Here is a 26,412-nt window from a genome sequence, read left to right on the forward strand (position 1 = left end):
TAACAACGTGTTAATGCAATAATATTAATAGCTAATTTAAAAATAAAATGTTCAGAAATTGGTTCTGACGAGTAACAAGTTCCATAAAAGAGTGACTGATAGTCACTTCTTTATATTTTATAAATAATAACAATGGGAGGATGTGAAAACCAATTAGAATTTCAATTAAAAGCAGCCCTAAACTTAGGTTTAACTGAAAAAGAGATTAAAGAAGCGTTTATCCAAGTCTGTGTATTCGCTGGTAATGCGAGAGCCATAAATGCTGCGAGAATATTTTATGATAAAGTTCTGGAGTCAACAGTAGAAAATGATAAATAAAATTCCATATAAAATTTATCTATATATTATCTCCGATGTTTTTTCACAGGTTAGCTATAGATTATTCCAAGTATTCTGTACTTGGTATTACATTCAACATTACAACCAAGAAGAAAACTTAGCTAGTATTATGTTTTTTGTCTGGTTATCCAGTGTACTATTTCTCCCTATTAGTGGCATTGCCTTAGAAAAATACAGGAAGACTTCCGTATTATCCATTTCTTGCTCTATTATATGTATTTGTTCAATTTTTACACTTGCTTACTACCACTTTTATACTAACCATAATAATTATACAGACATTATATTTTTAGTCGTTTCTATATTTTTAAGTGCCGCATCATCATTTATTCTTCCTCTAGGTGTATCTCTGATCCCTGAAATCTCTTCAAATCAGAATGAAACTGCCTTTGGAATAAGAATAAAGTCATCTACTTTTATCATAAATTTATTTCTTGGTCCAATGCTGGGCGGATTTCTAGCTGGTACTTTAGGTGGAGAGTCAATTCTAGTCACTGCATTAATTTTCTCTTTTCTATCTGTTATGAGTTCATTGTATCTATCAATTAAAACTAATTTAAAGATAGTAAAAAACACTCAAGAAAGATTCATATTTGCATTAACCGAAGGTATAAAAAGAACTATAAAAATTAAAGAAGAACGAATTGTCGCCATTATATCTTCAGGTTCTAACTTATTTTTAGTTCCATTTATTTTTTTACTCCTTCCGAGCAAAGTAATTAGTGAAGGTAACACTATGGTCGATATATCTATTATTGAAGTATGTCTTGGTATCGGCATGTTATTATCTCCGATTGTGTTCATTCCATATTTAGAAAAATCACTTGGAAAGCATACAACGATATGTTTAGGTCAAATTCTTATAGCTTTTAGTATATTTTCATTTTCCCTAACAAATAATTTGTACATCCAATATTTATTAGGATTCACTCTAGGTGTCGGCCTTAATTTATTTAATGTTATTATTAATACATGTAGAGCTATTTCTATTCCTGATGGCTATCGTGGTTCAATGGAATCATCATTCTTACTTCTATGTATGATAACAATTCCAACTGGATTCTGGATCTCTAAATTATATTTAAACACTTTCACTGCAAATGACATTATTTCATCATCAATTATAATATACATACCATCATTGCTCATTGTAATAATGTCTACTAGCATTAAAAATATCGTAGGTTCTAACTCAGAAAATCAACCTTATTATAAAACAAAATATAAAAAATTATTTGTGTAGGTAAATAAATCATGATTGAAGAAAATCATGATAACAGCTGGATCTTCCTCTTGGATAAATATATCCGTGAAGGTGCCCATAGCTTATTATTCGCTTTAAATCTCACAGAGGAACTGTTCTATAATTCGGATGAAGAAAGGTATAGTTCCCCTCTAAGAAAAGATCCTCGTCCTTTACCTGGAATTTATCATGCAACTTTCGTCATTCAGAGATTAATCTATGCTTTCAAAGATATTTTAAAATCACCTCACATCAGTATGTCTGATGTTGAGACAATAAAAAAATTGCTTAGCTTTTATTTGGAAAGAGTCAATGATGGATATAATACTGTTATGAAATATGGAAAACTTTCACCAATAGCAAAAGACATCATCCAACAAGGACAATCTATCATTCATTCTGACTAATATGAATTGTGTGTCAAAGTCCGTTGCCAAAGTCTGGAAAAATCAAAGTAAAGATACAGCCCTCAGGGGCGCTCAGCCCCGATCCTCCCCTGACAAACCTGTTCGGTTAATCCCTGTAGCCGCAGCACCTCTGCCACCAAATAATTCAACTCTTCTTCGGTGATTTCGTAATGGGCGGAATAGCGCGCATCAATATAGGCCCGTTGCAAGCGGCGAAAACTGCGGCGGTGGAATTTATTGTCCATCGGGAAAATATCAGCAAAAGCCGGAGCTATCTGTGCACACAAGTTGCCGAGCTTCTCGATATTGTGGGATTTCGGCAGGTAGTTAGTACAAGTCAGCAATGTACAGGCCAAAAGACGCTCTGTTGCCTGATGAAGATCGAAAGAAGCTTCACTCAAAGTCAGCTCCTTTAAGGAAAAATAAAATTTCTTCAGTGAATGGGAAGCACTGCTGAACCACTGCTCATAATGCTTGCGGGCAATTTCCCGTTTTTCTTCCTCACTCAGATCACCCGGCTCCGCCAGTGGTTTTGGTGTGGCGGCAAACAGTTCAATACCCTCTTCGCGGATATCCTTAAAAAAATAGTGACCCTGTTGCAAGCGCCCATTCACTTCGTTCAAATCGTGGACAATCAACCCCAGCGGTGCGGATTTCACTTTGCGATCAATCTGCTCTTCGGCCCGCTGCCAGACCACATAATCCTCCACCAAAGCCGCTTTATTGACGATCACCAGAATATCGTAATCACTGATATAGCCGTTAACAGGATCCTTGACCCAACGCCCTTTGGCATGGCTGCCAAACAAGATGATTTTCAGAATGCGGAACTCACTTTTACTGCCCGTTTTGCCTTGGAGGTAATCTTCCAATGTATCGCGCAGAATGGTTGAGATATTCGCCAGCTCACGCTGTTTATATTCGGGCAGATGGTCAAGGGATGTTTTCATAATCGCAGCATTGAGGCTCGTTGTGGATGAATAGCGCTAGCATAAAAGAAGCTCTCAGCAAAAAACACCGTTTATCATGGTTTTAGCACGGCTCAAAGGTAAAATGCGACGCGGTTCTTTTTTATTCTTTGCCTCTATGATTGTCTCCACTTCCAGCTTCGAGGCATGACACAAAGAATGAACAGCCTCCGCAAGCTGACTAGGTCTAGAAATCCAATTGAACAGAGACCGCTTGAGAGTTGTCAGAACCACTGTTTTTTTCAATTGTCAGGGCATTAAAAAAATCATCAGCATGATCAAATAATTTAAACCTTGTCATATCAATACCATTCGTGAACAAATAAATGGCATTGTCATCCGTAGATACACAAATATGATTACTTCCAGAACTACCACCAATTGAGTAAAGGTCACTCTCTGCTTCTAAATTTTTCAAACTTTGGTTGGCTTTCTCGATGTTAAAAGGACTATCTTCTATTCCCCACAGAACCTCTAATGACAGATCTCCATTCCTGCCTTCTAAACTCGTTTTGTACTGCGGTTTAAAAATCACATTTTCAGAAAAAAGAACTGATCTCTTGTAGTGGCGAACAATATGACTCGCACTAGATGGCATAGGTGGAAGCGCGGTATTTACCTCTTCAATAGCTAGTATCACATTGAGTTCTTGAAGTTTTTTCTCTATGTTGATCATTTGTTATGTGACCTCATGTCTGATGCTGAACCAATATGTGGAATATTACTATGTAAGTCCGTCGGAATAAGCTGTATTTCAGTTAAAGTATGATGATGAGGTGTTAATCCTTTATCTCTCAAAAGGTTTTTTGCTGCATGACTACTGGAAAGATTTTTAGCGTTTGCTATTTCATCATAAACTCTAGTGAAATCGTCTTTCGTCCCGTCTAACACGCCATTTTCAAAGATAAGACGACCTTTTGACCATTTATCAAAAATCGGTCTCCCATTTTTAAAGGGGATTGCCTCACCGTTGGTTACTCTGTTAACTACATCTAAATCAGACTGCCATAGCCCATTACCGGGCACACCTTGAATCCACCGTCCATTCGTTCGTGGTAATCGCGTTTTAGGTGTCAAATTATACACCACATACAACGGTGGTAATCCAGTCTCTGCCGGAAAGGTCAGAATATAGTCTTGCAGAACCGCATCAGCAATTGGGGTAATATAGGTATTATCAAATTCTTGGCCTTGCTCCGCTTCTGGATGGATCCAGATATCGTACTTTTCCATCTCCGGAATGGGATTAACTAAGATTGGTTTACCGCCAAAATCGCCACTGATCGGCACCCATTCAATGGTGATATCCGGCTCTAACTCGACGACAAACCGCTCACCGACCCGTTTGACCTCACGCTTAGGGATATTCGTCCCATTGACGTGATAGCCATAAATTTGCCCTGCCGCATTGAACCCTAAGCGTATATTGGTTTCAACCATATCTCTATTGCGAATATCGGCTGCACTGTAGAGCGTACTGTCCGCTAATTTGTTAGGCACAAATACCGCTAGAATGCCAGCTTGCCCGACGATTTTCATCGCCATTCCCGGCAACTCTGCCAATGCCGCACCACCAATACGCGTTAAAAAAGCTTCTTCAGAAGCAGCACTAATCCCCTGCCCGACAGCAAGTGTATAAGCCGCATAATCCCCCAGCGCAGAAAGCGGCTCTCTTCGTGTACCGATGCCACTCGTACCACTCGGCACCAGAGCAGACTTGGCGAAACGGGAAGGATTGACAGGCGGCTTATTAAAAGCATCCTGCCATGCGGATGAAGGCAATGGGATTTTATCCAGCGCCTGTAATCGCTCCTGACGCTGGCGGAACAACCGCTGTTGTAAACTCAGCTTCACAGGTTCACGTTCAACATAAGGCTCGGTATACACAGAAGCATTCACATTGCCGGAATAAGTCGAACCAATACCATGATTGACCAGTTCAACTCTGGCGGTATAAGCCTTGTTAGCCAGCAAGTCGAGCTGAGGCTCAATATCGGGATTGACTCGCCAGTATCGATTGCCCCACTCATCCCGATCTCGAATCAACAAAGGAATCGATGGCACATCAGTCAGCAATACCTGATGACCACTACGCAGCTGTTCAAGAAAATCGGCAAAGCGCATTCCGGCAGGGATAACGGATTTCACATCTGACTCACGTAAGGCGGCAAAATCCCCTTCAACTTGAGCAAATTCATAACGCATCAGGTTGTAGATTTGAGTGGTTTGATAGTTCATTGACGTTGTTGGCTGAGCCGTGATTGTTTTTATTGGTGAATAACTATTGATAAAATTAATTTCATATGAATTAGAAATTATACTCAAATGGATTTAATAAAACATACTCAAATCTAGTTTTCTGATGGGGAAAGGTGATTTTTGGAATGGGGGCAACAGGGAGTCTCGCTTGAGGTGATTAAATTGTATTTTAGTATGTGAAATGGTAGTGCTGTGGTTTGGGACGCAGTTACGTTTCTCTGTTTCATTAGCATCTCCGACAGCGCCCCAGAGACTTTTGCCCAGCAGCAAAAGTCCCCAAAAGTGCCTTGAGTTTGAGTTCAGCGCGTGTAATCAGGGTCGGATTGATTCGCATCCTGCTCAAGCAATCCTGAAAAATCGTCCATGATTTTTCACCCTGAGATCATCGATCAAGTTGGGGTTTGGGATGCGAATATGGCAAAAAAATTAACTATCGACGCTATACTTGCCTTACTTTTTAGCACCAGTTAAAGCTGTTAAATATGCGTTGTGTTGATACTTATTGAGCTCACTAGGCACATCTGCGTCGTTCTTTTTTTGATACGAAGAAATCGCTTGAGGAGAGATTAATATTACATCCTCGACATCTGAATCTTGAATTATCGCTTCCATTTTAAAAGTATCAGCGCCTCCGGCAAAATCTCCTTTTTTACTGCGTTTTTTAATACAAACTTTGCTTACGTCGTTAGTATCAAAAAAATCATTTATTTCTTTTTTAAACTCTTTGACACATTCTCTGTTTTCACTATCTTTCAATGCAATTTTCTTTTTATCAATTGCTTTGACTGCAAAACTATCATCGTTTTGCTTTTCTAACACTGTGAGTATTGCTTCATGCCCTTTTAACTCAATACCGCATATTTTTCTCATTTGAAAACCCTATGTATTACATTATCTAGACAATTCAATCCTAACCTTTTCTATATGATCCGATGCAACTTTAAGTACGCTATCCGCGCACTTTTTACATATGTTAATCCTACCTGAATCATCGTATGCAAAATGCTTTTCTCCTGCGAGAATCTTGTGCAAGGAATTCGCATGGCACTTCCTTTCTGCCCTTGCTTCTTCTACACGAAAGTCCCTTACAATATTTCTAACTGCTGGGATATACACTCCTGTTTTTATCGTAAACCTAACACCAAAATAAGCAGTACCAAATACATCTGCTTCAGTACCTTGTTATACCTTTGCTAGCGCTTCCTATAGAATGTTTCGACAACATGCATACTCGGCCAATATGCCCAACAAGCTGCCTGTGCATGTGCTTGAGACTCAAACGGACTCCCTACACTTCTATGCCAAGACTTCCAGTCTTTCCCCGGTTCAGATGTATCTTTACGCACAACGAGGGCATTTAATGGCGGTAACCCGTTATCTGTATCAGCATTTGATATATTAACAATCCATTCAACGACTTCCGGTGTATGTCCTCGCCTCCATGTTTCCTCGGGATATTGTGTCAACCAAAGTTCTTTGTAAGTAATTTTTCGAAAGTGATAAGTATCTAATGATCCTCTAGCCACCTTGATAAGTATTTTCCTTACCTTCTTTTCAGTTTTACTAAGCATAAATCCTCCTGTAGGTATAACAATTATTAAACGGCACCCTGCCATATAACTTGCTGTCACCCCTTTCTCAGATAAGCTTCATTGGTTTGCTAATAAGCACTCAAACACCGTACATAGAATTGAATAAGTTACAGAAAACATCCAGAAATAATTGGCTGAGATATGACATTCTTTGATGTAGGTAGGGTTTGCAATAAATTGCATTGTTTTAACAATCAGTACGGTGTGATGTAGTGGCTTAGTATGCCCGAACTTCATCGAACAAATCGGCCTGAAAAATATTTCACCCAATTCAAACAAACTACCCAACCAAGAAAATCATTCATGGATGAATGATTAGGCTTTTCCGGGCAGGACGCCCGTAAAAGCTGGTTCTGGACAACGTGCGACGCCGTCAAACAAAAAAGATCTTCTGGTTACTCTTGCATCTTGGCAAGAGTGACTAGCGCACAGAATGCCCATGCATCTGAAATTGAGGAACGCAATTGTGCGTCAAATCTGGGAGCCAATTGCTGGGGAATATAAAAATTGAGGTACAGCGGTTTGGTGCGCGATTACTTTCACCGATTTCAATGGCATCTCCGACAGCGCCCCAGAGACTTTTGCCCAGCAGCAAAAGTCCCCAAAAGTGCCTTGAGTTTGAGTTCAGCGCACATAATCAGGGTCGGATTGATTCGCATCCTGCTCAGGCAATCCTGAAAAATCGTCCTGATTTTTCCCCCTGAGTCCTGTGACCAAATTGGCTTTTTGCTATGTTTCACTCAATCCAAATCAACCACCCAACCAAGAAAATCATTCATCGATGAATGATTAGGCTTTTCCGGGCAGGACGCCCGTAAAAGCTGGTTCTGGACAACGTGCGACGCCGTCAAACAAAAAAGATTTTCTGGTTCGTCTTTCATCTCTGAAAGATGAACTGGCGCACAGAACACCGCAGTTTCTGAAATTGAGGAACCTGATTGTGCGTCAAATTTCGGAGCCGAAGGCTGGGGAGATGAATATTGTGGCGCTGTTGTTTGGTGCGCAATGAGTTTATTAATTTCTGCGGCATCTGATGCACGCGCCCCAGGTACTTTTGGCGTTCCAAAAGTACCCTAAAGAACGGTTTAGTTCGTGGACGCTGGCCGGGCCGGATTGATTCGCTCCTGCTCAAGCAATCCTGAAAAATCGTCCTGATTTTCCCCCTGAGTCCTGTGACCAAATTGGCTTTTTGCTATGTTTCACTCAATCCAAATCAACCACCCAACCAAGAAAACCATTCATGGATGAATGGTTAGGCTTTTCCGGGCAGGACGCCCGTAAAAGCGGGTTCTGGACAACGTGCACCCAAGCCCAACAAAAAAGATTTTCTGGTTACTCTTGCATCTTGGCAAGAGTAACTGGCGCACAGAACACCGATGCTTCTAAAATTGAGGAACACAATTGTGCGTCAAATTTCGGAGCCGAAGGCTGGGGAGATGAACATTGTGGCGCTGTTGTTTGGTGCGCAATGAGTTTATTAATTTCTGCGGCATCTGATGCACGCGCCCCAGGTACTTTTGGCGTTCCAAAAGTACCCAAAAGAACGGTTTAGTTCGTGGACGCTGGCCGGGTCGGATTGATTCGCATCCTGCTCAAGCAATCCTGAAAAATCGTCCTGATTTTTCCCCCTGAGTCCTGTGACCAAATTGGCTTTTTGCTATGTTTCACTCAATCCAAATCAACTACCCAACCAAGAAAACCATTCAAGGATGAATGATTAGGCTTTTCCGGGCAGGACGCCCGTAAAAGCGGGTTCTGGACAACGTGCGACGCCGTCAAACAAAAAAAGATTTTCTGGTTCGTCTTTCATCTCTGAAAGATGAACTGGCGCACAAGACACCAATGCCTCTGAAATCGAAAAACGCAATTGTGCGTCAAATTTGGGAGCCAATTGCTAAAACAACAAATCCCCCACTATTTACACTGTAAAATGAAAAAAGCCCCTTTCATAGGGGCTTTAAACAATGCTAATCGATACCGTTAAAAAGTCATTCAATTACCAAGTGTCTGCAATAGCCACCAGTACACACCACCACCGGCCAGACCGCCTCCTAACACAAACATCAGCGCCAGTTTCCACCAGCTGGTGCCCGGTTTAGTAACCTGCACAACCGCCGCTGGGCGGCCGTTTTCGGTAAACTCCCGGCGTTTTAAAGCCACCTGATAGCAGGTTTCTAACCGATCAATCTGTTCAAAAATAATATAACCGATCGACTCAAAATCAGCTTTCACACCCGGTCTTTCCGACTGAAGCAAATAACTGATGCGATCACAAAGCTGTTCACAACGATAAAGCTCACGCAATATTTCATAACTGGCGCGAAGATTTTGCAGTTCAATCAACGCTTGTGCATTGGCCCAATGAAATAACCGCTCAATATATTTATCGCTCTCTTTGATATCCTCTTTCAGGCTCACCAAACAGCCATACATCAGCTCTAGCCCGTTCGTGTAACCTCGTAATCCATCCAGCTTGAGACAAGCAATGCTGTAATACACACACATCGCCAAATCCAGTCCGGTGACTTGTGCCAATTGCTCACTGTTCTGTTTGACCAGTTCCCAATCCGTGCCACCGGCAAAGGGAGAACGCTCGCGATAAATCTCTTTCTTGACCGCCTGATACAGGGTGTGATTGTGTAATTCTTCTTGTTCGGCTGTAAGTATGAAAGGTGTGTTTTCAATAAATAATCGTGGGGACATGGCGTTTAATTGCCCTAATTCATGCAGGGAGTGCCCGCAGGCACTCCACAATGTGTTGAATATTAATACAGGTTACCTGAGAGTTTGAATGATTTAAACAAACGCTGGGTAAACGGATTCATATCGGCTTCAGAGTTAATTCGGTACACCATGTCACCGCCATCAACCGTAAACTTGTAGTCTACCGAGGTGGTACTTGCAGCCAGCACATCACCCGCATCAAGTAAGCGGAAGAATGCCCATGGTCCCTGAATAATAATACTCCGTGGCGACAGATTCGATTTGGTCGGAATCAGCGTAATTTTCGAAATTGCAGAATCACGTAGCGTATTCGGCCAAATCAGCTCCACGTTTTCTCTTGAACCATGACTGTACGACAAGAACTGTCCGTCAACATTCAGCACACTACGACGTTTATTCCCCGTCAAGCGTATCGGTTCAATCGAGAAGCTCACATCCAACACACCTTTACGATTGAAGAAGGCATCCTGAATTTGCCGTGCGCGTTCAATCTGCTCCAATACTTCCGCTTTCACCACACTCTGCCCGCTGTCTGAATCAGATAAGCCGACTTTCTCATCAATGAAGATCTTCAGCTGGTTCTGATAGAAGCTGTCTAAGATACCATTCGGAGCAAAGAATTCTTCAAAGTCAGTCAATGATGCATCTTTGTTCGAGTTTGGATTGAACGGATAGCGATCCGCCAGTTTTTCGCGGAAGACGCGATAAACGTCATCATGCCAACGCACTTCCAAATATTTCACTGCTTCTTGCTTGATCACATACCAGCTTTCATCCGCCAGCTTGGTAAAGATGCGATCCAGTGGTGCTGGTAATCCTGATGCAACCCGTCTGAGGGTATAAATCGGGTCGCCATTAACCAGCTTCATTCTCGCCTTAGTCGCGTTAAGCGCAGCCATCCCCATATCAGGTGATGCCTGAATCCCTTTCAGGTAGAGCTTCAGTTCATCAATCGAGCCCATCACTTCGTTGATATAAGCCGGTTTGTCACCAACCGCGTCCAGCATACCGTTCAGATCGGCAAACGGAGTATCAATCATCGACGCCACACGATACTTCGGTGATTTGAGCAGCTCGCTCTGTGCCGCAGAATCATCCGGGATACCGGCGATCATTTTGGTGTTGGCTTCCAGCGTTCTCAGCAGACGCTGAATTGGCTCGACACTACTGGTGATATTATCCAGTACCGTAACCGCATCGTTGATGTCTTTGAAGTATTTGATATCCACTTCTGCCAATGCTGCACGCCAAGTCTTGGTATAGTCCGCCACATAAAGTCCGCGGATTTTATCCCGTAGATCTTGCTTATCAGCTTCACTGAACTCAGCAGAACGGTTCTGTCCCAAAACCCAGCCATCAATCAGTGCCAGTTTAGAAACCGATTCAACCTGCGGAATGAAGTAGTCTTCAAAACCGCGTTTGGTCAGCATTTGCGGAATGTATAACCCATCACCATTCATGACCCGCTCATCAAAAACAAGGTCAAAGATCGGCCCGACCAGATTACGCAGGTTCAGCGCAGGTCCAAGCACCGTCGGTGCATTCAGTTTGAGGTTACGATAGACACGTTGCTTGTTCGGCATCGCATTCAGTTCAGTCTGAACTTTGGCAATGGTCTGATCGTATGCACCCATAATTTTATCCGCGTTCGGATCACCGTTTTTCCGGGCTGTCGTCAGATCTGTATGATCCATCGCATAGTCTAAATGCCCCATCAGTTCTTCCTGAACGGCACGGCGAGCCGGGAACTCTTGCTGCCAGTATTTACCGAAGTAATCCAGCACGATGTCTTTATAACGTCCTTCTTTGTCGGTCATCATGCGATAAACCCGCAGCGCATCCAGTTTTTCAACTTCGGTCTTCGCTTCATTCATTTTCACGATCACGTCAGACAGCAGGATCGGCAGAAAACGGGTTTCCAACAGATTCAGGTAGGTCTTTTCAACCATCGGCCCGATGGTGTGACCCTGATACAGCCCCATATCTGAAAAATACTTCGATTTGTTGCGGAAGAAACCAAATTCCAGCGTGGCCTGACGAATTTTATTCAGTGAGTCGAGCATGTCGCGTTGCGATGCCTGATAGATATTTTTCGGCAACTCATTCTTAAACTGATTCACCTTGGTCAGTACCGCATCCGCATGTTCGACGTTGACCGCATAGTAGCGTTGCCATGCACCAAACAGTAATAACGATGCGATGGTACAAGTCACGCCCGACAACATCATCAGACGCCGTTTCCGCTTGGCAACCCGACGGTTATCGGATGCCAGACCTGATTCGGCATAAATAATGTTGCTGAATAACTGCGACGCAAAATAGACCGTCGAATTTTTTGCAATCTGCGCCCGGTTGATCGCGTGATCTAAGCCATAACGACGCGAGGCGGCATCATCAAACGCATTGGTCGGGACACCTTGCTGATAGACCGAGGTAAAGTAAGCCCCCCGAACCACGGCAGATAACGAATATTGGTCATTACCCAGTGTTTCGCGGAAGAACTGCGTCAGAATGTCTTTCAGCCCGGAAATTTGTCGGCTGAAACTATAAACGCCATGGCGTTCATCGGCTTCCATCGGAACAGAAACCGCTTTTGGCAACATGTCATTAATCGTTGACATGAATTGGAGATAGTCATTTTCGAACTCTTGTAACCAAGCATCTTGGTCATCATTCGGATTGAGCTGGAACGTAAATCCTAATGCTTCTTCTCGTTCTGCTTTGGAATAGTGTCTGAAAAAAGGTTCAAAGCCATAGAGCAGGTCCAGTTTGGTCAGTGCAATGTAGACCGGTAACTGAATCGACATGGTTTCCATCAACTCACGTAGGCGCGCACGCAGGATACTCGCATAAGCTTTGCGCTCGGATGCTTTAGCTGTCGCCAAATGCGAAACGTCCAGCGCCAGTACAATCCCATTCAGCGGACGACGGCTGCGGGTACGCTCTAACCATTCAACAAAGTGCTTCCACAAGCGGCGTTCCATTTCACCGTCATTGTCTTCATCACGATTACCTTGCGTCAGCAACTCACCGTCAGGGTCAATGACGACGGCTTTATCGCCGATCCACCAGTCGAATGAATAAGGGTTTTCGCTGCGTTGGCCGGAAGCCCGCATGACCGAAGACAAGGTAAAGTTTTGTCCGGAACGGTTAATCAGGCTGGTTTTACCTGCATTTTCTAAACCGAGTACCAGATACCAGGGGGAAGAATACAGAAAATCGCGCTTATTCTTCAGGCTCTTACGCATGTTGGTAATTACCTGATTCAGTTCAACTTCTTGCCGTTCTTCCATCAGTTTGACCGGGTCTTGACGGAAAATTTCTTCTTTTTGTTGTTCAGCTTCGTAATTTTGGAGTTTCCGCCACTGCCAGAACCCCCATACCGCGGCTGCCAGCAAGAACACGAGCACACTGGCAAAGATACGTGCCGTAATACTCGCTAATGGTTTCGTGTCATAAATCGTGAGCCATGGACCAGCCCACCAAATGGCAATATTAATTAAAATAAAGCTAATGAGCAGTAATGCCGGTACCAGTGCTACCATACTCGGCATTAATTTTTTTAGCAGCCCGAAAATCTTTTTCAACATGGACGATATCCTTCGCTTACTCTGACGTTGAATATTTCTCTAATCGTTGCATGAGTGAGGGTTCCCACTCTGAAACACTTGCTGAACCCGCCTGACGATACAATGTCTGATATTGCTCTTCGGCCATGGCTGAAAAACCATGCTCATTGAGCAAATCAGCAGACATCATCCGCCAATAAAATTTATCCCGGGGTTCGACCGCCTTTTCAAGGCCGCCATTAATCATGGAGAGAGCGACAGCAATTCCGGCTTCTTTTGCCAAAGTAAATGCTTCCTTACGTTTTTCCTGCCAGCTTCCGACCACCGAAGCCTGCGTGGTCGCCTGCTCCTGCTCTCCCAGCCATGTATTTACTTCTTCTGAAACAAACGGTTGCCCGCCTTTAAACTTCAGTTCTTTTAACTTGGGTAAACGCTCAAGAAAATAAGCCGCCTCTTCCCGAATGGCCCGACACCAATCTTTTTTATCCAAAGCCTGAGCGATTTGATAACTCATCATCTGCCCTTCAAACCAATAAGGGGCCATCGTCAGACTCTGTTCAATCTTGCGCCATAAGGATAAGTCAGGGCTACGCATCAGATCTTGGTAGTCTTTGACGCGATCTTGCTGCATCGGACGCAGCATCGTTTCGCCGTCTGAATTATGATCCGGCTCTGAAAGAATGCCAGACCACACCGCATGACGCCGCAAGCGAATCGCAAGTCCGATGCCTTGCTCCTGTTCAGCAAGAAACTCAGACACTTTCAACAATGTCTGTCTGGCCGCCTTATCACTGGAACTGTCAACCGATAAGGGGCTGCTGGTTGTTGTGGTTTCCTGCTGTTGCTGTGCTTTCGGTTTCTGCGCTTTCTGTTCAGCACGCTGACGCTCTTCAGCCAAGCGCATCTTTGAGCGAACGGTATTTAAGAGTTCGGAAAAATCTTCCGTCACTAGCCCTTTGGTTTCCACCGCCTGATTAAGACTATCCAATGCGGCTTCGAGATCGCTCATTAGCTCACCGGAGAAGCGGTTGAAATCCTGTTTTTCGATGACAATGCCAAAGCGCTGAATGATTTGCCCAAAAAATTTACGCCGTGGTAATGCGCCTCGCGGCCCTGGCGCCGGATAACTCTCTTCCCAGAATAACGAGATAAAATCAGCCCAGATAAACAGAGACAAATTAAACCGAGCGGGTGTCACTTGATGGTGCAAACACTGTAAGAGATATACCAACAGCTTGATATCTTTCGATTTTTCTTTGAGTAGTTTTAAAACACTGTGCTCAACTTCATCCCATTGCACACTGGCATGAGAAAGAGAACCGACTTTCATCATCTGATCTTCGACAAAATCAAATAATGAATCGTCAATCAACCGTTCACCGACTGGGTTCTCTCCCTCAATCGGTGTGGTAATGCACGGGCGATATTCAGATAGTTCCATAATTTCAGTTACCAATCACAACGTGTTCTTAATGGCTTGAGTGCGTCGCTCAAACCCGAGGTATCGAAAGTCAGACCATCAATCACCTTTGAATTAGAACGCAACACCGTATTGTCTTTGTTGGCCATAATCCGCATCAGGCTAATCGCCGGCATGCCGCGTCCTGAGGAGAGTAACAGTCCTGCATCATCGCTACGCCAGTATTGCGTTTCACGCTGAATCGTCACTTTGGCTCTGGCATCAGGAATCTCACTTGGCAGTGCCAATTCCACCCGACTGATACGGTGAATACAGCTCATCATCAACACTGGTTTTTGATCATTCGCGAACCGTGATGCGGGATTCGATGCCAACAGAATCAACCACGCATCATCCCCTTGTTCGGTCAGGTGCATCATTTGACCCTCACCGAGTTTTGCCAATGAATCCATCGCATGTAGCCACGACTCTGATGCACCGATCTTCTGCGCTTTAACTGGCGTCAGATGCAGCGGGGTTTCAAACACGCGATCAAAACAACGTAATCTTTCCAGACGCTCCGAGACACTCCGACACTGATTTGCCTGTTCAACTAACTGCTCCGGTTTGGTTAAAACCTCCGGCTTCGGCATTTGGGGGCCGGTTGCGGCTATCGCTGCAACCGCGGGAAATAACATCAGTGTCGCCAAGCTCATGACTGAGCGAGAAATTCTTAATTTCATGGCGCTTTAATCTCCAGTTTCTGACATTTGTAAGCCAGTGTCCGTTTGGGAATGCCTAAGCTTTCTGCCGCTTTGGCTCGGTCACCGGAAAACAATCGCAGACGTTCTCTGATAATTTTTGATTCAAAATCCTGGATCGCCTGTTTGAGATCTTTAATCACAGTACACGACTCAGGCTCTTCAACCTGAAACAGATTGACCTCTTCCCGAGGCAGAATCCGATGAATAAAACTATTCACCTGAACTTCGTGACCGTCTTGTGTCTGTGCACATCCAAACTCGATTAAATGCTTGAGTTCACGCACATTGCCGTTGAAGTTGTGCTGTTTCAGACAATCAATCGCTTTGTAATTCAACCCACGGATCTGGGTGCCGTGCGAGTCATTAAATAGATGAACAAAATGCTGACTCAATAACGCAATATCATCGATTCGCTCGGTCAAACATGGCACGGTAATCGGATATTGAAACAGTCGGTAATAGAGATCTTGACGAAATGCTTTTTGACGAACTTGACTCAATAGATTGACGTGCGTGGCTGAAACCAGCCGAAAATCGGAAGTCAGTTCTTCTTTACCACCAACCGGACGAAATGTTCGTGTTTCAAGCACTCGCAACAACTTGGCTTGCAGGACCAAAGGCATATCACCGATTTCATCAAGAAAGAGCGTGCCGCCATTGGCCTGTGCGATCAGTCCCTGTTTATCGGCTTCGGCCCCTGAGAAAGCGCCTTTGCTATACCCGAACAACTCACTCTCAAGTAAGTTTTCCGGAATTGCGGCACAGTTAATCGCAATGAAGGGTTGCTCGGCCCGTTCAGACAAGTCATGCACCGCCTGAGCGACCAGCTCTTTCCCTGTTCCCGTATCGCCCTGAATCATCACCGATAACTGAGAACTGGCTGCACTGACAATCTGCTCTCTGAGTTTGATCATCGGTGCACTCTGACCCACCAGCGTCTGGGACAAAGAGTCACTCAGACGTTGCTGTTCACGGGCTCGCTCAACATCGAACAGTGATTCGCGGAGATCGCGTTGATTCTGCTCTTCACGTTCAATATCGGTTAACAGCGTCCACTGTTGGCTGAATACATCCACATAACGGCAAAAATCATCATCAGAAAATATCTGTTGAAGATGTTCCGTCTCACCAATCAGGAATAGCAGGGTCTTCACGACATCCTGATGGAGGGGTAACGGAACAATGCGGACAACGTCAAACATACCGACGGATTCAGTCAACTGGGCAAATGCACGATTCGATTGCCAAAAAACCAAACTCTCTAATGACAATGCCATCGGTTTTGAGGACTGGAGAACATGGGCGAACGGACAGTCAAAATCGCTCACCGACCACACCATATCCAGATCAGGCCGATGAGGGACTAATGTCCGCCCATCAGCACTGGGGACCAGCAATAAGCAAGTGTCAAGATCCAACTCACGTGAAACCGTATCGATAAAAAGCGTCGCTAATTGCTGTGCTTTTCTGATACCGACAAGATCGGTCGCGTAAGTTAACCAGCGGTTCATCCTTATTCAACCTCACCGATGAATTCACCATCAACCGCAGCCAGATAGACCCGGTTAATCGATTCACGCTGCGCAAGCTTGTTCAATAGTGCCAGCGAGACCGGTGGTAACAATTGTCCTTCGATAATAGCTTCCAGCATCCGCGCACCATTTTCAGAACGGGTCGCCCGGGTCAGGATTTCTTCAATCAATGAATCGGCAATCTCGACTTCTGCGGCGTAACGCTCTTGGAAGATTTTTTCCAAACGAGTCAGTTTCGCCTGAACAATTTCAGCCAAGACTTCTTTCTTGAGCGGTAAGTAAGGAATCACTTCCATCCGGGCCAGCAGTGCTGGTTTAAAGAAGTCAGCCAGTTCAGGATATAACCGGTCTGCAATGATTTTCGGTTCGTCAGCATAATCAACAATGGTCTGATAACCGAGATTCGATGTCAGGAAGAACACGATGTTCTTACAGTCGATGACTCGACCTTCACCATCGGCAAGCTCACCTTTATCAAACGCCTGATAGAAAATATTCAGCACTTCAGGATGCGCTTTTTCAACTTCATCCAGCAGGACCACTGAATAAGGCATTTTGCGGATCGCTTCCGTCAATACTCCCCCTTCACCGTAACCGACATAACCCGGAGGCGAACCGATCAAACGTGAAACGGTATGTTTCTCTTGGTATTCAGACATGTTGATAGTGGTCAGGAATTGTTGTCCACCGTAAAGTTGTTCAGCTAACTGAATCACCGTTTCGGTTTTACCGACACCACTTGGTCCCACCAACAGGAAAGCCCCTTTTGGACGGCCGGGACGACGTAAGTCGGCACGGGCTGTCAATAAATGACGGTGAACCCGTTCGATAGCCGTATCCTGACCTTTGATGGTTTCCCCTAAAATAGATGTCAGATGGGTAATTTTGTGCAATTCGTCGGTATTCATCTGATCGACAGGCACGCCCGTCCAGTCTGCAATGACTTCTGCGATCTGGTCTGAATCGACTTGCGGATAAATCAGACGCTCACGATGCGGAATCGCTTCAAGCGCGGCATACTTCTCTTGCAGTTCACACTTCAGCGCTTCCATCACCTCTTGTGGCGATTGCTCTGCGGATGCTTCCTGTCCTTCAACCAGCTCATCCAAGACTTCAAATGAAGTGGCTTCAGCCGGTTGTGCCTCGGCCTCAGCATGTTGCAACGAAAGCGCAATCAGCTGGGAGCGAAGTTCAATAATGGACTCAACCAGTGTTTTTTGACTTTCCCAGCTCTCAAGCAGTGTTAATTTTTCCGCTTCGTCTTGCGCTTCCTGAGCGCGCAGCTCATCCAGACGTTTAACATCATTTTCACTGCCGAGGAACTGTGCTCTTTCGAGCATGTCGATTTCTAGCTGACGCTGATAGCAATTGGTTTCCAACTGAGCAAGGCGCTTCGGTGGCGTGGTCAGGTGGATCGCAATTCTGGCACAAGCGGTATCTAAAACATCAATGGCTTTATCCGGCAGTTGGCGTCCTGAAATATAGCGAGCCGATAGTTCAGCCGCCGCTTTCAATGCTTCATCGGTGATCAACACATGGTGGGCTTTTTCATACACACTATTGAGACCACGCAGGATATCAACCGCCTGACCGATGCTTGGCTCTTCCAATTTCACCAGTTGGAAACGACGGGTCAGCGCCGGATCTTTTTCAAAATATTTTTTGTACTCTTTCCAAGTCGTCGCAGCAACGGTACTCAGTTCACCACGGGCAAGTGCTGGTTTGAGCAAGTTGGCCGCATCGGCGCCGCCTTCCTGATTACCGGCACCGATCAAGGTATGCGCTTCATCGATAAACAGAATAATTGGTGTTGGTGACGTTTTAATCGCATCAATCACACCTTTAAGGCGTTTCTCGAACTCACCTTTGACTGACGCACCGGCCTGAAGCAGACCTAAATCGAGCGCCATGATATCGACATTTTTCAGTTGGTCAGGCACATTGCCAGCAACGATTCGTAGTGCAAGGCCTTCAATCATGGCACTTTTACCGACCCCGGCATCACCGACGACAATCGGGTTGTTCTTGCGGCGACGACACAGGATATCAATCATCAGATTGATTTCATCTTCACGGCACAAGACCGGATCCAGTTCACCCCGACGGGCCTGCTCACTGACATTCGAACAGTATTTCTGTAATGGTGTGCTTGCTTCTGTCAGAGGCGATTTCGCATTACTTTTTTCTGTCGTTTTATCAACGGCCGTTTCAGAGGAATCGGCAACAACAGCCGCGAAGTTTTTCTTCAGCGTTTCCCGGTTAATACTTTCTAACAGGGCGATGAGTCGTACGGGCAGATAGCGATCAACCCGGGTCAGTGCCGCCAGAAAAATCGCACCGGAGCGTAATTCATGTTGATCCAGTTCGGTGGTGGACAATAACCAGGCTTCCTGCAACAACTCAACCAGTAATGGCGAAAAAGCAGGATAAGTGTCCAGTGCATGTTCACGCGTATACGAGCTGGCAATAGCTTGTCTGACATTTTCAAAATCGATATTGGCCTGCTTGAGGATGACACGGATATCTGACAGCGGGTTGTCCAGCAGAACATCGAGATAGTGTTCTAACGTCACTTCAGGATGTTGACGTTCAATACATAAAGAAGCCGCCTGCTCAAGCGCCAGCTTACTTTGTTGGTTTAACTTTGAAATAAGAGTGGGTAATTCAATTCGGATCACAGCGATCACCTAGCCTAAAAAATTAATTAAGAAGTTGACTTAACTGGTTCACAACGTCAGCCGATTTCTCGTGCAATAACCATGTGTAACCCAGAAAGATCCCGCTCCACAGCAGGAAGAATCCAAGAAAAACAGACCAAACCGGCAGTTGACGATTCAGACGGTACTTGGCATCGACGATATGTTGATTAGCTTGATTGAGTGGTTGAATCTTTTTCTCTTCAAGCGCGGCCAGCATATCGTACAAGTGACTGATCACTCTTTCGCGCTCATTGTGACCATTTTCCATCACGCGATACTTGCCTTCGAAGCCAAGGATCAGACAGTGATAGATAAACTCCAACAGAAGCTTGTAGCGTTGCGGTTCACCTTCAAGACGAGCAAGAATGGTGTAGACCTTTTCTCCACCCCAAGTTTCATTATGAAAACGAGAAAGCATTGAATGGGATGCCCAGATACTGGAAGAGCCCCATTCAGTGCCCATAACGGCTTCATCGAGAAACGTGCACAAGATGTATCGATAAGCCATCAATACGGCATTATCAAAACCTTGTTCAGTCAGTTCGATTTCAATCGCTTTGATCTCTTCAACCGTTTGATGATAGATCTGTTCGATATTCGGACAACTGGTCATGCTCCGAACCCGGAGTGACAGACCAAATAACGGGGTCGCTGCATCAATCAGGACGTTGGGGTTATCCCCCCGTAATTGGAACCAATAGTCTTGGTCCCGGTTGATATTTTCCACATTATCAAACAGTAAATTGTCAATGTGTTCACCCGTATTCTGCACCACAATTAACTCCTTATCGCCCAGAATTGTAAGTCAAGATCTTCAAATGCCGCGGCCACGTGGAAAGCGAAACCGCTGGCTTGTCTGATCATGGACCAAGCTGAACTGGATTTATCAAGTTGATAGTAGGTATAGCCCGCATGGTAAGGGAGCTGACGCGGCGCAACAGGTAGCGGCGTCAATGGGATACCCGGCAGTTGGAGAGAAATCAGCTCTCTGATCTTCTCAACAGAAGCGACTTTGGTCTGTTGTACGAACACACGACGCAGCTCATCCAGCGGCATTCTCGCCTTAACAGCAATAATAAAGTCAGCATCTTCCATGAGATTGGTGTCATGGATTGGCGCAACCATGAGGCCATATTTGCGTTTATCCAACTGGATAGAAACCGCACGCGGTTCAAGCACGACACTCAAGCTCTGTCTCATATGACGAATCAGTGTCATGAAACAGTCCGTTGGCATGTCATGGTTATAAACCGGAATGGTTGGCGGTAAACGACTTTCATCGGTAAACGTTGCCAGCTCACCACAAATCGACGCTAAACATTCAAACAGCCGTTCTGGATGAAGCGTCCGGAGTTTGGATAAATGCTCAATCAGCGGCTGCAAGCGGTTCAGCGCCTGTAATAACATAAAGTCAGACACGTCAGCCACAGCGCCTTGGCCGGGAGAACTAATCCGCTCAGCGATGCTTTTCGCGCGTTCATTCATCAGTCCGGCGATTTCAGTCACCACGCGATGTAGCGTCACATTGACAGATGAATTGAGGTGACACGGGATAAATTCAGGATCCAACACCAAACTCCCATCCGGGCGTTTTTCGAGAATCCGGGCAATAGCAAATGATGCATAAGAACTGCGATCTTCTTTTTCCAGCATCAGATGCATGCGCACCGGAGACACATCGATCGTGGTGGTATCACCCTGCATACTTTGGACATCGCGCACATCCATCCGGCGACTTTCATAACGCCCGGTGCCGCGTTCTTCCGGCCAACTCACTTCGAGCAGTGATTCGGTCCGCAATGGCAGTGCCAGATAGACCAATTGCCCAGCCAGTGAAGCATCTTCAATTTCCAGCGGTTCAGGAAGTGAGTCTTCCTGCGGAATGTTAAAAACAGTACCATCAGGCATCACACCTGATAACCGTTCAATTGCAATCCGGCCAAATGCCAGATATTCCGGATTTAATGCCAGCTCAGAGATGCCGTACAGATAGCCACTGACAGAATTCATCCGTGCATCAACATAGTATTCTGTATATCGTTGTTGTTGTTGGAAATGCTGAGGCTTGATAAACAATCCTTCGTTCCAGATAACACGGTTACGTGCAAACATCTCGATTATTCCACTTTTTCTAATTTAACATCGTAGTCTTTGAACAGCATCAGCAGGTGATACTCTCGGCCTTTATTCAAGACCTTGACAGCTTTCTTCCATTCACTCAGTTCAGGTTCAGCAAAATGAGCCATGACACCGATATAATGTGTATCCGGAGAAATTTTGAATGCATTCACAAACTTAAACTGACCGGGCATCATCATGTAATCGTAATCTCTGACAAAGTTACTCCGGAGCGCTTTCTTATAACTGGCTTTGATCGTGTCATAGTCAGCTGACATGAACATGGAATCATCTTCTAGTTCAAAGACCTGTACTTCAATCGGTGATGCCTCACCCCAAATATTGGGGTTTACACCAGCATCAGTCACCATACTGAATGTCACTGTTGTCGGAGCTTCTGCCGGATTATATTCATCCGCTGCTGTGCTACTGCTACTGCTGCACGCAGTAAGCATTAGCAAAGCGAATAAAACACAAGCAAACTTTTTCACAATCAGAACTCCAGTTGCTTCTCACGGATTTTCTTGTCGTAAGCCTGTTCGAATATTTCCCAAAACAGCTTTTCAAATCCTTTTTGACGGTTAGACGTCAGTTCTTGGTAGTAGCTGCTATACATATTCCAAGCCCATGAGTCCTCAGAGTCGCTGCGTTGCTCATTCGGACGCTTATAATTCTTAAAGCGACGCAAGAGTACCTGGGGTGAGAACGCTGCCAATATCTGACTCAACGCTTCTGTCGTTGCATACTGAACCGCATCGTTATGATCTTGGATGCTTTTCAAACTTTCAGTAATGGCTGCCGGTGCCGACAAATGCACCAGACTTTTCTGCGAGTCGTACATGGTTTTCATGGTCTCTTCATAAGACAGACCCAGTCGCAGCGGGTTATCTTCAATTGGCTGAAGATTGCGGTTCATCATATCGAAACGACCATGATTGACCTGTTTGTGCAGATCCAGTAATCCTTTAACACATGCCTGAAGTGACAGGCCCAGCTCTTCGGAAAGAAAGTGCATTTTTTCCATGTCATGGCTATCGGTCAGATCCACACCCAGACCATCCAGCATTGGGCCGGTCAGCAGATGTTTTCCATGATGATTTGTTTCAACAGACTGTTCTGATGTCGATGACATGCTTTTTGCGACTTCTTCTTCGAGTAGATCGAGTACGTTCTCATCCATCCCATAGCCCTCTGATTCGTTGTTCACTGATTGATAATCGACTGATCCATGACTCACAGATCGGTTGTGCACAGATTGATTGTCTGTCGCATTAGTGTGGTTACTGCGTGTATTGGCAGGCGCTGCCTGCTGTACGTCTGCTTTGGGCTTTCTGCCCAACTTGAGTGCCCCGAATCTGAAGATTTTCTTCAGACTAATCGACGCGGTCATATCGTATTCACCGTTTTCCTGCTGCGTTTCCTGCAATGGCTGCTGGTAATATTCTTCAGCAGCAAGCAAAGGTTGTTCTTGGTTTTCATCTTCTGCCCGGGCTTCATCTTCATCACCATCAATCAACACATAACTGTCATCTTTGTTCTGGGGAGAGAGTTCATCCAGTGCCATTAATGGGTCTGTCACGTTGTGATCGACTTCATCGGTACGGTGTAAAGTCTCGGCTTCACCGTCATCGTCCGCTAAAAGACTATGCCGATCATCATCAAATAGCTGCTCCAGTACATTGCTCGAAGCAATATCATCATCACCCGTGGTGCCTAAATGAACTCGGAGAGAGTAAGGACCCACTTGAATTTCATCTTTGTTTTCTAATCGGGCGAGCTTGTTACGGCCCAACGGCATCGATGAACCGTTCACATAGGTTGCACCGCAGTTATCACGAACACAAAAAGCGCCGTCAACGACCACAATTTCACAATGATTCGGGTAAATGGCACCATTTTTATCCGAGAGGTGCCAGAAACTATCTGTCGCCGTTCCGATTGTGCCACCAGCAGGCGTCCAAGACGTCCGCGAGACCAAACCGGACTCCAACACCTGAACATTGGTGACAATGATGTTGAGGGAAGGCTGTTTACTTTGAACCATCACTATTGCCTCACCTGAATTAACACATTTTTCTCGCGCTCACCTGAGCCAAGAAACGAATACCACCCCAAGGCCACACTATCCTGAGAGTCCAATCGAAGTACGGGGACTTCTTTCTCATCCATCGAGAGCTCCAAGTCATAAGCCATCTGCTCTCGCAAGACGAATTCCACCAACTTACACAGCGGTTGAAACTCCTTACCGATCGGCAGAAAATCTGCAAATCGCTCGCGTGACAACCCTTTAATACAAATCACAAATTTACCGTTGCAATCCATCACCGATTCACCGATGACGGTGTTCATTCCCAAGTTGCCATTTTGCTGACCAAGGGAGAATTGCTGCGACGGGTCAATCATTACTCTGCGTTTTTCCCATTGCCGGATGCTGACATCTTCTAAATCAAAGCAGTGGGCAATAATCCCCGCAACGACCTGCGGAGAACGGCTTCGTCCTGCGAGTACCCCTGCGTAAGCGAGCATTTTGCACCAGTTGATTGGTGTATCGCCCCTTAAGTCAGGATCCGCCAATCCAACGAGCGCGAATAATTGTTGTGAAAACAGATCTTGCGCGTCATCCTGAAAACGCACGTAATAACGATATTTACGCCAGATTCGATAGACTAAATTAATCAGGCGGTTATTGAAAAAATCCAGAAAAGGACGTTTGAATCCGCCCGGGTCTTCAACGGCTAACTGCTCAAGAATGAAGCCGGGTAACGGAGACTGCGATCCGGTCAAACCAAAAAAGTTGGTTTGTAAAATCAAATGTTCGTCATCAAACTGGGTCAAATCCGTCACGTCAGCAGGCGAGAACCCCAAGCTGGGATTCGCACTGAATATCAGGCGACAAACTCTTTCCCAATCTTCATTTTCCGGATTTGAATGCTGAAGTTTTTGTAACAATTCCACCAGTTGGAAGAAATTGTACGACCTCACCTTATCCGGTATTGGTATGAGCGCTTGCTTTTTTTGAGCTGAATCTATATCAGCGGCTGCATCCCTGTCCGGGTTCCCCATGAGTATTTCTCGTTATTACTGACGTTGACCAAAATCAGTTCATGAAATGAATTGATGTTGGCATACAAAGCAAAAAAGTGGCTCAACACCCGACCAAACAGATAAAGATCACCTTCTGAACCAAAACAGCTCTGATCAATATGAATTTCGGATTGCAAACCACGTACAGGAAGCCCTCTTAATAATTTGTCTATGGGCTTCGATTCTATTTTGATAATGCCTTCCAAACGCTTTTTCGCCACACGCTCGGCCTGACGGTCAACAAGAGCGCGGAAGTCATAAATTCTGAGTACACTGCTCAGTGCATCTTTCGAAAGCAGCGACAGGTAATTCAATGATAAATTTGAAATTAATCCCCACAACAAGCTGCCATCCAAAACCGGACGCAACGGCTGAGTCGGTGCAATAATATTTTTGAATGTTACGTAGTCGGGTGAAGTGTCCGTTGATTGACAGATATCACCGACCCCAAGCTCAATTGGTAATAATCGATTGGTACAGGTCAGTTGGATCGAAATCGCTTCATCGACATCGACCGAAAGCGTTTCATCTCCGCGGATAAACGAAATAAAGGTGTCGAAGCCATCATTACGTTGACTATCTTTCACGCGTGAGCGGTAATAGAGCACTTCGCGCTGTCTGGCTCTTTCCACCTGATGCTGAAAACTTTCAAATGGGTGGTAAACGCGTTTTTCACCACGAATCCGCTGACTATCCTGCGTTTTATCCTGCCAGCCATAGACACCATCGATACTGAATACTTCATAATGAGACGGATAACGACTCGATGGAATGACGCGGTATTCAGACTGCTTACCGGTCAAGTCAATTGGATCTGCATCATGTTCGAACAGGTTAATGATCGGCACACAGTAAAGTTGGAAACTGCTCTGGTTAATCCGAACATCTGTCGGCAGTGTTTTTGAAAAATGAATGCGAAGCGTCATTTTGCCACGCACTGATTTTGGCAGCACTTTATCCAGTGCCTGAATATCAAAGAAATGGAAAGCCTCCGGAAATGACAGGTACTCCTGTAAAATCCGATATCCTTCATACACATTTTTCGGGTACGGCAGCAGTGCGTCTTCACCGGCAAAACCAACTGACTGAAGGGCATCCCGTGGAATACTGAATTCAGTCCCATTGACGTCAATCACCATTTTATCCAGATGGTGATGAAGCCACAGGTACAGCATCTGGGCGCTATACAGCTCACCGCCAAGATAAAAGCGTAAACTGTCAACCAGTGCTTCTCCGACTGACATTTCGCCTTTCATCGCTAAATTGATATCGACGGTACTCGATTCCCGAGTATGGTGAGAGGTAATATCCTCGAGCACTAAAGGGTAAACAGCAACGTCACGACATGTTCTGAAGTGACATACCGTGCCTAAAACTTTTTCTGAGCTATCGAGTTGAATACCTGCGCGGACAATCTGCTTCTCACTGACTTTCGATTCCGGTTGGAACGCAACAATACTCATGCTCGGAACGGGCCGCAGATAGTTCGGCCATAGCATGTTAATAATCGAATGCGTCAGCTCAGGAAACTCATCTTCAACTTTTTCACGCAGGCGTGCTGTCAGGAATGCAAAACCTTCCAGTAGACGTTCAACATCCGGGTCGGTCACCTGACCGTGAAGAAAACGAGAAAGCTGGGGATGGATTTCAGTGAAACGCTTCCCCTGCTCTTTCAAAAATGAAAGTTCTTCTCGAAAGTACTTATCTTGTGCCAT

General features: G+C 45.1%; 21 protein-coding genes. 4 read left to right on the forward strand and 17 right to left on the reverse strand.

Annotated elements, in window-relative coordinates; translation table 11 throughout:
• Positions 1-132 precede the first annotated feature (132 nt).
• The 3 genes from BSQ33_RS19795 to BSQ33_RS19805 are packed head-to-tail and all read left to right on the forward strand — an operon-like array spanning position 133 to position 1,989.
• The gene (locus tag BSQ33_RS19795; RefSeq protein ID WP_088135057.1) at positions 133-318 is read left to right on the forward strand and encodes a carboxymuconolactone decarboxylase family protein; all 186 of its coding nucleotides are present in this window, start codon (positions 133-135) and stop codon (positions 316-318) included.
• Entirely contained in the window at positions 308-1,582 is a 1,275-nt protein-coding gene (locus BSQ33_RS19800) for an MFS transporter (protein ID WP_088135058.1), read from the forward strand. The genes BSQ33_RS19795 and BSQ33_RS19800 overlap by 11 nt, the downstream gene beginning before the upstream one ends.
• A gap of 11 nt (positions 1,583-1,593) precedes the next feature.
• Positions 1,594-1,989 carry an aKG-HExxH-type peptide beta-hydroxylase gene (locus BSQ33_RS19805; RefSeq protein ID WP_088135059.1) on the forward strand — a complete coding sequence of 132 codons (396 nt, stop codon included), beginning with the start codon at positions 1,594-1,596 and terminating at the stop codon, positions 1,987-1,989.
• Between the two features lie 62 nt (positions 1,990-2,051).
• On the opposite strand, the gene BSQ33_RS19810 is transcribed toward BSQ33_RS19805, so the two are convergent.
• The 5 genes from BSQ33_RS19810 to BSQ33_RS19830 all read right to left on the reverse strand — a co-directional run bounded on the left by BSQ33_RS19810 (position 2,052) and on the right by BSQ33_RS19830 (position 6,787).
• The gene (locus BSQ33_RS19810) at positions 2,052-2,939 is read right to left on the reverse strand and encodes a HEPN domain-containing protein (RefSeq protein WP_088135060.1); all 888 of its coding nucleotides are present in this window, start codon (positions 2,937-2,939) and stop codon (positions 2,052-2,054) included.
• 205 nt (positions 2,940-3,144) lie between these two features.
• Positions 3,145-3,633: a hypothetical protein gene (locus BSQ33_RS19815; RefSeq protein WP_072955125.1), complete on the reverse strand. Its 489-nt coding sequence runs from the start codon at positions 3,631-3,633 to the stop codon at positions 3,145-3,147.
• Entirely contained in the window at positions 3,630-5,195 is a 1,566-nt protein-coding gene (locus tag BSQ33_RS19820; RefSeq protein ID WP_088135061.1) for an S-type pyocin domain-containing protein, read from the reverse strand. The genes BSQ33_RS19815 and BSQ33_RS19820 overlap by 4 nt, the downstream gene beginning before the upstream one ends.
• A gap of 471 nt (positions 5,196-5,666) precedes the next feature.
• Complete coding sequence (locus tag BSQ33_RS19825; RefSeq protein ID WP_088135062.1) at positions 5,667-6,086, reverse strand: DUF3010 family protein; 420 nt, start codon at positions 6,084-6,086, stop codon at positions 5,667-5,669.
• Positions 6,087-6,409: 323 nt separating this feature from the next.
• The gene (locus BSQ33_RS19830) at positions 6,410-6,787 is read right to left on the reverse strand and encodes a hypothetical protein (protein ID WP_088135063.1); all 378 of its coding nucleotides are present in this window, start codon (positions 6,785-6,787) and stop codon (positions 6,410-6,412) included.
• 1,261 nt (positions 6,788-8,048) lie between these two features.
• On the opposite strand from BSQ33_RS19830, the gene BSQ33_RS19835 reads away from it, so the two are divergent.
• A complete protein-coding gene (locus tag BSQ33_RS19835; protein WP_088135064.1) occupies positions 8,049-8,360 on the forward strand; it encodes a hypothetical protein in 312 nt (103 codons plus the stop codon).
• 440 nt (positions 8,361-8,800) lie between these two features.
• On the opposite strand, the gene BSQ33_RS19840 is transcribed toward BSQ33_RS19835, so the two are convergent.
• From BSQ33_RS19840 to tssF, 12 genes are all read right to left on the reverse strand, one after another.
• Positions 8,801-9,511 (reverse strand): type VI secretion system ImpA family N-terminal domain-containing protein, encoded by a 711-nt coding sequence (locus tag BSQ33_RS19840; protein ID WP_088135065.1) that lies wholly within the window; start codon positions 9,509-9,511, stop codon positions 8,801-8,803.
• 62 nt (positions 9,512-9,573) lie between these two features.
• Positions 9,574-13,077, reverse strand: coding sequence for a type VI secretion system membrane subunit TssM (tssM, locus tag BSQ33_RS19845; protein WP_198298240.1), 3,504 nt, complete (start codon positions 13,075-13,077; stop codon positions 9,574-9,576).
• Positions 13,078-13,138: 61 nt separating this feature from the next.
• Entirely contained in the window at positions 13,139-14,542 is a 1,404-nt protein-coding gene (tssA, locus tag BSQ33_RS19850; protein ID WP_088135067.1) for a type VI secretion system protein TssA, read from the reverse strand.
• A gap of 8 nt (positions 14,543-14,550) precedes the next feature.
• Positions 14,551-15,243 (reverse strand): type VI secretion system-associated protein VasI, encoded by a 693-nt coding sequence (gene vasI, locus BSQ33_RS19855; protein WP_232472000.1) that lies wholly within the window; start codon positions 15,241-15,243, stop codon positions 14,551-14,553.
• On the reverse strand, positions 15,240-16,775 hold the full coding sequence (locus BSQ33_RS19860) for a sigma-54 interaction domain-containing protein (protein ID WP_088135068.1): 1,536 nt from the start codon (positions 16,773-16,775) through the stop codon (positions 15,240-15,242). The genes vasI and BSQ33_RS19860 overlap by 4 nt, the downstream gene beginning before the upstream one ends.
• Before the next feature lie 2 nt (positions 16,776-16,777).
• Complete coding sequence (gene tssH / locus BSQ33_RS19865; RefSeq protein WP_088135069.1) at positions 16,778-19,474, reverse strand: type VI secretion system ATPase TssH; 2,697 nt, start codon at positions 19,472-19,474, stop codon at positions 16,778-16,780.
• Between the two features lie 22 nt (positions 19,475-19,496).
• Complete coding sequence (gene icmH / locus BSQ33_RS19870) at positions 19,497-20,270, reverse strand: type IVB secretion system protein IcmH/DotU (protein ID WP_232472001.1); 774 nt, start codon at positions 20,268-20,270, stop codon at positions 19,497-19,499.
• 2 nt (positions 20,271-20,272) lie between these two features.
• Positions 20,273-21,607, reverse strand: a complete 1,335-nt coding sequence (gene tssK, locus BSQ33_RS19875; protein WP_072963215.1) for a type VI secretion system baseplate subunit TssK — start codon at positions 21,605-21,607, stop codon at positions 20,273-20,275.
• Positions 21,608-21,612: 5 nt separating this feature from the next.
• Positions 21,613-22,068, reverse strand: coding sequence for a type VI secretion system lipoprotein TssJ (tssJ, locus tag BSQ33_RS19880; protein ID WP_232472032.1), 456 nt, complete (start codon positions 22,066-22,068; stop codon positions 21,613-21,615).
• A gap of 38 nt (positions 22,069-22,106) precedes the next feature.
• On the reverse strand, positions 22,107-23,657 hold the full coding sequence (tagH, locus tag BSQ33_RS19885) for a type VI secretion system-associated FHA domain protein TagH (RefSeq protein WP_088135072.1): 1,551 nt from the start codon (positions 23,655-23,657) through the stop codon (positions 22,107-22,109).
• Between the two features lie 2 nt (positions 23,658-23,659).
• Positions 23,660-24,676, reverse strand: a complete 1,017-nt coding sequence (gene tssG / locus BSQ33_RS19890) for a type VI secretion system baseplate subunit TssG (protein WP_088135073.1) — start codon at positions 24,674-24,676, stop codon at positions 23,660-23,662.
• Positions 24,640-26,412 carry a type VI secretion system baseplate subunit TssF gene (gene tssF, locus BSQ33_RS19895; protein WP_088135074.1) on the reverse strand — a complete coding sequence of 591 codons (1,773 nt, stop codon included), beginning with the start codon at positions 26,410-26,412 and terminating at the stop codon, positions 24,640-24,642. Before tssF ends, tssG begins: the two co-directional genes overlap by 37 nt.

The sequence above is a fragment of the Vibrio gazogenes genome, assembly GCF_002196515.1.
GTDB classification, from domain to species: Bacteria; Pseudomonadota; Gammaproteobacteria; order Enterobacterales; family Vibrionaceae; genus Vibrio; species Vibrio gazogenes_A.